Annotated in this window: 1 protein-coding gene and 1 pseudogene; both read right to left on the bottom strand. The window is 54.0% G+C overall.

Annotation, left to right across the window (positions count from 1 at the left end):
• Window positions 1-666 (bottom strand): IS91 family transposase (locus tag B0F88_RS19080; RefSeq protein WP_146083375.1); only part of this gene is annotated, 666 nt, incomplete at its 3' end.
• Window positions 663-1,567, bottom strand: a pseudogene (locus tag B0F88_RS19075) (tyrosine-type recombinase/integrase). The gene B0F88_RS19080 and the pseudogene B0F88_RS19075, both read right to left, overlap by 4 nt.
• Between the last annotated feature and the right edge of the window lie 123 nt (window positions 1,568-1,690).

The raw sequence follows: 1,690 nt of genomic DNA, 5'->3' as shown, positions 1-1,690 counted from the left end.
CTTCCCACTTCCCTGTGGGTCGTAGCAGGCCGGAAGCTCGAGGCCCTCTTCCCGGATGGCCGTAAGCAGCTTGGCACGAAACACTTTCGCCAAGGCTTTGTGGTTGAACAGGTAGGATTTGCCGGCTTTGCCGGCTTTCGTCCGCCACAACCGTTCATCGGCATCGATAGCCGCCGCCGGCATGACCACATGCACATGCGGGTGATAATCGAGCCGGCGCGAATGGGTGTGCAGTACGCTGATGGCGCCGGCCTGTCCTTGCAATTGCGGATCGTTCTGCGCGAAGGTTTTGAGCGTCTCCCAGCTGCAACGGATCATCAAGTCATAAAGTGTACGTTGATGTTGCCAGGCCAAAGGACGCAGTTCTTCGGGCAAGGTGAAGGTCAACAAGAAATACTCGGCGGGTACTTGTTTTTTGAGTTGCCGTTCCAACCATTGCTGGCTCTCATGATGCTGGCAATGGGGGCAACTGCGATGGCCGCAGGAATGCGGGATGAAGACTTGTTTTTCGCAGCCGTCGCATTGCGCCAGCATCACCGGACTTTGCGTGGTGCGGCACTGTTTCTGGGAGGCCAACGCTTTGCGCTGACCGGGCAACAGCGCGTTCTGATAAGTCGCCAGAAAATCGGCTTCAAAGGTTTGGATGATCGACGAAAGCAACATCATTTGATCCTCCGCCAGTCGATGGCAAAGCCATTCATCAACGTATTGATTAACTGGTCGGCTTGCTGGTTTGTGGTGTCGGTCAGATGGGTATAACGGGCGGTGGTCAGGATACTGTGGTGACCGAGAATTTTCTGGACTTCAAGCAGGTCAACGCCCGCTTCGATCAGATGGGTGGCGTAGCTGTGACGCAGACTGTGCGGGGTAATCTTTTTTTTATACCGCAGTCTTGGGCGACCTGGCGTAGCGTCGCTTGTACGCCGCCCCGATCCAGCGGCGTGGTAGCCAAATGCGCCGACTTGAGACCGCCGTGGCGATTGGGAAACAGCAACACCGGATTGCGATGCACCTGCCAGAAGCGGCGCAAGCAGACTAAAGTCGCCGTCGGCAACGGCACCAAGCGATCTTTGTTGCCCTTGGCATCGCGTATATGCACCCGCTGCCGCTCGGCATCAATATCGGCCACCGTTAGGCGTAAGCCTTCGCCGAGGCGCAAACCCAAGCTGTAAAGCGTAAAAAAGAACACCCGGTAACTGAGGGTATGAGTCATCGTGAACAGCCGCCGGGCTTCCTCAACGGTGACAATGTCCGGCAAACGCTGCGCCCTTGGCGGCTTGATCAACTTAAGCTCCGACCAGGGTTTATTCAAAACGTAACTATAGAAGAATTTAAGGCCGTACAGATCGAGTTTGACGCTGCTCCAGGAATGGGATTCCAGCAAATCGCTGAAATAATCGGTCAACTGGGGTTCGGACAGATCGTTAATGTGATAGTCGAAATAAGTGCTGATGCGCCGCATGGCACGGGAGTAAGCCTCTATTGTTTTGGGCTGGAGTCCTTTGAGTTTTAGGTGTTTAAGATGCGTTTGATAGTTTTGCTTGAACTCTGTTTCGGATGATGTCATTGTTTGGCAACCTCATTGTTTGATGATAAACGATCCCTCTGATGAGGGCTTGAGGTTAAATTTTAATTGTTTTATCGGGGGCTGTTCAGCGGGGTGTTCTCCGCGGTAGCGGCTTCGTCCAAC

This window comes from Methylobacter tundripaludum, assembly GCF_002934365.1.
GTDB classification, from domain to species: Bacteria; Pseudomonadota; Gammaproteobacteria; order Methylococcales; family Methylomonadaceae; genus Methylobacter_A; species Methylobacter_A tundripaludum_A.
The sequence above is the reverse complement of the archived record's forward strand: the minus strand, read 5'-3'. Positions and strand labels throughout refer to the sequence as shown.